At 67.6% G+C, this 6,035-nt stretch carries 4 protein-coding genes; all 4 read right to left on the minus strand.

The window, feature by feature from the left end; all coding sequences use genetic code 11:
- Positions 1-91: 91 nt before the first annotated feature.
- The 4 genes from BH719_RS07490 to BH719_RS07505 all read right to left on the minus strand — a co-directional run bounded on the left by BH719_RS07490 (position 92) and on the right by BH719_RS07505 (position 5,785).
- Positions 92-1,963, minus strand: a complete 1,872-nt coding sequence (locus BH719_RS07490) for a dipeptide ABC transporter ATP-binding protein (RefSeq protein WP_050790667.1) — start codon at positions 1,961-1,963, stop codon at positions 92-94.
- A gap of 41 nt (positions 1,964-2,004) precedes the next feature.
- Positions 2,005-2,973: an ABC transporter permease gene (locus tag BH719_RS07495; protein ID WP_009744220.1), complete on the minus strand. Its 969-nt coding sequence runs from the start codon at positions 2,971-2,973 to the stop codon at positions 2,005-2,007.
- The gene (locus BH719_RS07500; RefSeq protein ID WP_034218795.1) at positions 2,966-3,892 is read right to left on the minus strand and encodes an ABC transporter permease; all 927 of its coding nucleotides are present in this window, start codon (positions 3,890-3,892) and stop codon (positions 2,966-2,968) included. Before BH719_RS07500 ends, BH719_RS07495 begins: the two co-directional genes overlap by 8 nt.
- Before the next feature lie 288 nt (positions 3,893-4,180).
- Positions 4,181-5,785, minus strand: a complete 1,605-nt coding sequence (locus tag BH719_RS07505) for a peptide ABC transporter substrate-binding protein (protein ID WP_009744222.1) — start codon at positions 5,783-5,785, stop codon at positions 4,181-4,183.
- Positions 5,786-6,035: the final 250 nt, after the last annotated feature.

Here is a 6,035-nt window from a genome sequence, read left to right on the forward strand (position 1 = left end):
CCCGGACGCCCCCGGGCCCCGGAGGTGGGTCCGGGGCCCGGGGGCGCTGCTGGGAGCCGGGCGCCCCGGGAGTGCCCGGGGCGCGGCGCCGCTACAGGTTGAGCTGGATGTTGCGGCCGGGGACCGCTTCGATGAGCTCGCGCGTGTAGTCCTCGACCGGGTTGTGGAAGAGCTCGTCCGTCGTGTTGGCCTCGACGAGTTTGCCCTTCTCCATGACGATGACGTCGTCGGCGATCTGGCGCACGACGGCCAGGTCGTGGGTGATGAACAGGTAGGACAGGCCCAGTTGCGCCTGCAGGTCGTTGAGCAGGTACAGGATCTGGTTCTGCACGAGCACGTCCAGGGCGGACACCGCCTCGTCGAGGACGATGACCTCGGGGTTGAGCGCCAGGGCGCGTGCGACGGCGACGCGCTGGCGCTGCCCGCCCGACAGCTCGTTGGGGTAGCGGCGCATCGCCGAGCGGGGCAGCGCCACCATCTCGAGCAGCTCCGAGACGCGCGCGATGCGCAGCCTCTTGGGGTTGAGCTCCTGCTTGGCCGCGCTGGACATCACCGCGCCGGAGGAGGCGTCCATGAGCTTGGAGATCCACTCCTCGGGCTCGCGCCCGGTCGCCTGGGCGCGGTCGTACTCCTGTTTGGCGTAGGCGGGGGTGCCGTAGCCGTGGATCTTCAGGGGCTCCTCGATGAGGCGGTAGATGGAGTACATGGGGTCCAGTGACCCGTAGGGGTTCTGGAACACCGCCTGGAGGCGGCGGCGCAGGCGGAAGAGCTCCCCCTCGCTCATGTTCGCGGTGTCCTGCCCGTCGAAGAAGATCTTCCCCGAGGTGGGGGTGAGCAGTTGGAGCACCATGTTCGCCGCGGTGGACTTGCCGGAGCCGGACTCGCCGACGACGGCCAGGGTGGTGCCGCGCCGCAGGACGAAGGAGACGTCGTCAACGGCCTTGAGGATCTTCGCCTCGCCCTTGGCGCCGCGGATGTCGAACTCCTTGGACAGGTGCTCGACGCGGATGATCTCCTCCGTGGAGGTCGACCCCATGCCCGCGCCGGTGAGCTCCTCCTCCGTGACCTGGACGCCGCGCTTGTGCGCGGACTCGATGCGGGCCGAGGCCAGCGACGGGGCCGCGGAGACGAGGCGCTTGGTGTAGGGGTGCTGGGGGTGCTGGAGGATCTCCAGGGCGGGGCCGGACTCGACGATGCGCCCGCGGTGCATGACGACCAGCTGTTCGGCGCGCTCAGCGGCCAGGCCGAGGTCGTGGGTGATGAAGAGGACCGCGGTGCCCATCTCCGAGGTGAGTTTGCCGAGGTGGTCGAGGATCCGGCGCTGGACGGTGACGTCGAGGGCGCTGGTGGGCTCGTCGGCGATGAGCAGCTTGGGGTGTGCGGCCATGCCGATGGCGATGAGGGCGCGCTGGCGCATGCCGCCGGAGAACTCGTGGGGGTACTGCTTGGCGCGGCGCTCCGCGTCGGGCAGGCCCGCCTCCTCCAGCAGCGCGGCGACGCGCGCGCCGATCTCGGAGCTGGGCACCACGTTGTTGGCTTTGAGGGCCTCTTTCACCTGGGTGCCGATGCGCAGGACGGGGTTGAGGTTGGTCATGGGGTCCTGGGGGACCAGGCCGATGCCGGAGCCGCGCAGCCTCACCCATTCCTTGGTGCTCAGGTGCGTGATGTCCTGCCCGTCGAACTCGATGGTGCCGCCAGTGACCTTGCCGGTGCCGGGGAGCAGGCCGATGACGGCCGCGGCCGTCGTGGACTTGCCGGAGCCGGACTCGCCGACGATCGCGACGGTCTGGCCGGGGTAGATCGTCAGGTTGGCGCCGCGCACGGCGGGGACGACGCCCGTCGAGGACGTGAAGGCCACTTCGAGGTCGGTGATCTTCAGCAGGGGGTTCGCGTCGTCGGGATGGACGTCCGACGGGGCGGAAGCGGTGCCCGCCTGGACGGCGCGCTCAACGGCGGCCTCCATCTGCTCGTCGGTGAGTGGCTGGGTGTAATTCGTGTTGTCGCTCACTTACGTGCCTTCGGGTCGAGGGCTTCGCGCACGGCGTCGCCCATCATGATGAAGCTGAGGACGGTCAGCGCCAGCGCCATGCCCGGGTAGAAGAGGTTCATCGGCGCGTCCCGCAGGGATCCCTGGGCGGCCGAGATGTCGGCGCCCCAGGAGATCACGGAGGACGGCAGGCCGATGCCCATGAAGGACAGGGACGCCTCGGACACGATGAAGGTGCCCAGTGCGACCGTGGCGTAGACGATGATGGGCGCCATCGAGTTCGGGATGATGTGGGAGACGAGGATCCGCGCGCGGGAGGCGCCGGTCGCCCTGGCCGCTGTGACGAACTCCTCGTTCTTCGCGGTCATGACGGCGCCCCTGGTGATGCGGGCGATCTGCGTCCACCCGAATGCCGCCAGCACGGTGACGACCATCATGATGGAGCGGGACTCCTTGAACATCTGCATGAACACGATGGCGGCCAGCAGCAGCGGGACTGCGAAGAACACGTCGGTGATGCGCGAGAGCAGCGCGTCGAGCCATCCGCCGAAGTAGCCGGCGAGGGCGCCGATGGTCGCGCCGATGATGACGACGGCGATCGTGGTGAGGATGCCGACGGACACCGAGGCGCGCGCCCCGTAGATGACGCGGGCGTAGATGTCGCAGCCCTGCTTGTCGAAGCCGAAGGGGTGCCCGCTGGCGGCGGGGCCGTTGTGGCGCTCGAGGACGCAGTACGCGGGGTCCTGGCCGGTGAACAGCCCGGGGAAGAGCGAGATGAGGATGGTGGCCGCGATGATGATGGCGGCGAACCAGAAGATGGGCCGCTTGCGCAGGCGCTTCCACGCCTCGCCCCACATCGAGGAGGGAGCGCCCTCGTCGGGGACGGCGTCGACTGCGCCCAGGCCGGTCTCGTCGATGTCGGAGACGTAGTGCTCCTGGTTGGCGCGGGTGCGCGTGATGTTCGCGGAGGGAATCATGTCACTCATAACGGATCCTCGGGTCGAGTACGGCGTAGAGCAGGTCGACGAGCAGGTTGGCGATGATGTAGACCAGCACCAGGACCGTGGTGACGGACACGACCGTCTGGGGCTCGCCCTTGATGATGGCGTTCCACAGGGTTCCGCCGACGCCGTGGATGTTGAAGATGCCCTCGGTGATGATCGCGCCGCCCATGAGGGCGCCGAGGTCGCCGCCCAGGAAGGTGGCGACGGGGATGAGGGAGTTGCGCAGGATGTGGCGGGTCATGACGACTCCGCCGGGCAGGCCCTTGGCCCGGGCGGTGCGCACGTAGTCGGCGGAGACGTTCTGCGAGACGGATTGGCGCGTGAGCCGGATGACGTAGGCCAGGGACACGCCGCCCAGGACCATCGCCGGCATCGTCAGGGACTCGAATGTGACGGAGTTCGAGGCGGTTGTGGGCAGCCAGCCCAGTTTGACGCCCAGGAAGAACTGGAGGACGAAGCCGAGGACGAAGGTGGGCACGGAGATGAGGGCCAGGGACAGGACGAGGACCGTGGAGTCGAACCAGCCGCCCCGTTTGACGCCGGCGATGACGCCCAGTGTGATGCCCAGGATCGTCTCGATGGCCATGGCGTACAGCGCCAGCCGGATGGTGACGGGGAAGGCCCCGGCGATGAGGTCGATGACCGGCTGCCCGTTGAACGCCTTTCCGAAGTCGAGGGTGAATACTCCCTTGAGGTAGAGCAGGTACTGCATCCAGAAGGGCTTGTCCAGGTTGTACTGGGCGCGGATCTGGGCGGCGGCGGATTCGGAGAGGCCGCGGTCGCCGCCGAGGGCGGCGACTGGGTCACCTGGCATCAGGTAGACCATCGCGAAGATCAGAAAGGTGGCGCCGAAGAAGACCGGGATGGTCTGCAGGAGCCTCCGTCCGATGTATCGGAGCATGGACATTCCTTTGAAGTTCTAATCGGTCGTGCGGCCCTCGGGGCGCGGCCCGGGGCCCGGCCCCTGGTCAGAAGGGGGGCCTTTGCTTTCATCATAGGGTAAAGGGGGCGCAAACGGGATATTGCGGGATCGGGCACGGGGCCGCTGCCCGGGGCGGGCGGGCCGCGGTACTGGTCCTGGAGCGCCGTGGTGGTGGGAACGCGAGCAGGGGTGTGGCGAGCGGGGCAACCGCTCGTCACACCCCTGGCGGTGGATCGTCGGATCCGCTACCGCGTCACTTCGAAGTGGTCACTTCTTGGTGATGTCCTGGTAGACGGCCTGCCCGTGCCAGTCGAAGGAGACGTTGTCCACGTTCGCCGACCAGCCGCCGTTCGTGTTCGGGTACCACAGGGGGATGGAGGGCAAGTCGGTGAGCAGGATCTCCTGCGCCTGCTGGAGGAACTTGGCGGAGTCCTCCGGCGTGGCCGCGGAGGAGGCCTGGGTCATGAGCGAGTCGAACTCGGTGTTCGAGTAGTCGCCCTTGTTGGAGGCGGCCTTCGTCTGGTACAGGGGCTGCAGGAAGTTGTAGGGGTTGGGGTAGTCGGCCATCCACCCGGCGCGGAAGGCGCCGGTGATGGACTGGTCGTCCTCGGCCGCCAGCAGGGACTTGAAGTCGGGGTACGGGTTGCCCTCGGCGTCGATGCCCAGCGTGTTCTTGATGGAGTTCACGGTGGCGTCGACCCATTCCTTGTGGCCGCCGTCGGAGTTGTAGGAGAGCTTGAAGGTGCCGTCCCACGGGGTGATGGCGTCGGCCTGCGCCCACAGTTCCTTGGCCTTGTCGGGGTTGTAGGCGAGGACTTCGTTGCCGCTCAGTTTGTCGGAGTAGGTGGGCAGCGTGGGGGAGGTGAAGTCCGTGGCGGCCGTGCGGGTGCCGTTGAAGATGGTCTTCGTGATGGAGTCGCGGTCGACCGCCATGGAGATGGCCTGGCGGCGCAGGCGGCCCTCCTCGCCCGTGAAGTGGGGCAGCCACTGCGGGATCGTGAAGCACTGGATGCCGGCGTAGGGCTGGTTGGCCGTGCGGCCCTTCAGCTCCGACTCGTACGTGCTGAAAGCGGCGTTGGGGACGGCGTCCAGGACGTCGAGGTTGTTGGAGAGCAGGTCCTGGTAGGCGGCGTCCAGGGAGGTGTAGAACACCATGGTGAGTCCCTTGTTCTTAGCGGGCGTGTCGCCCACGTAGTTCTCGTTCGGGACCATCTTGATCTGGACGTTGTGCTCCCAGGCGTTCTCGCCATCGACCTTGTAGGGGCCGTTGCCGACCGGGTGCTCGCCGCCGTTGTCGGGGTCGGCCAGGGTCGAGTCGGGCAGGGGCGCGTAGGCGGAGTAGCCGAGCCGGTCGCGGAAGTCCGCGGTGGGCTGCTTGAGGGTGGCGGTGAAGGTGTACTCGTCGGACGCCTCCAGGCCGGTGATCTCGCCGTTGCCCTCGTCGTCGGTCCCTTGGAAGAAGTCGAAGAACGCGGCCTGGACCTGTTTCTCGGAGGTGACGAGGTTCCACGCCCCGATGAAGTTGGAGGCCTTCACGGGGGTGCCGTCGGAGAACTTGCGGTCGTTGTGGAGCTTGATGGTCCACACGGTGTTGTCCTCGTTGGGCTCGATGGACTCGGCCACGTCGAGGACGGTCTTGCCGCTGTTGTCGTAGCGGACCAGCCCGGAGAAGAGGGCGGTGAGGATGCGCCCGCCGCCGTTCTCGCTGGTCATGCCGGGCAGCAGGGTGTTCTGGGGCTCGGAGCCGTTGACGGTGACGATCCCGTCGCTGGATCCGCCCGATGCGTTGGAGCCGCCGCCACCGCCGCTGCACGCGGTCAGCGCGAGCGCCGCGGCTGCGGGGACCGCCAGCCAGGCCTTCTTCAGGTTCATGGAGATGCCCTCCTATGTAGATGGGGCGGTCTGATGTGAGACCGCCGGTGACGTGATGAGGGTATCGTCCCGGGCGTGGTTGAAACGATGGATGTCCATCATGTGTGCATTACATTTCGGTCACGATTGTAAAGTTTAGGTAAAATTATGTAATGGAACACATGTGTTGGCGTCGGTTGGGCGCCAGTGCGGCCGGGCCGGCCCCCGCCTCGTGGGGTGACGAGGCGGGGGCCGCCACGGCGCCACGGGC

This window comes from Pauljensenia hongkongensis (genome assembly GCF_001746855.1).
Taxonomy (GTDB): Bacteria; Actinomycetota; Actinomycetes; order Actinomycetales; family Actinomycetaceae; genus Pauljensenia; species Pauljensenia hongkongensis.

What these genes read in the sequence shown, in the direction of transcription:
- BH719_RS07495 (WP_009744220.1), bottom strand. Translation starts at nt 2,973, where the DNA reads ATGAGTGACATGATTCCCTCCGCGAACATCACGCGCACCCGCGCCAAC.
- BH719_RS07505 (WP_009744222.1), bottom strand. Translation starts at nt 5,785, where the DNA reads ATGAACCTGAAGAAGGCCTGGCTGGCGGTCCCCGCAGCCGCGGCGCTC.
- BH719_RS07500 (WP_034218795.1), bottom strand. Translation starts at nt 3,892, where the DNA reads ATGCTCCGATACATCGGACGGAGGCTCCTGCAGACCATCCCGGTCTTC.
- BH719_RS07490 (WP_050790667.1), bottom strand. Translation starts at nt 1,963, where the DNA reads ATGGAGGCCGCCGTTGAGCGCGCCGTCCAGGCGGGCACCGCTTCCGCC.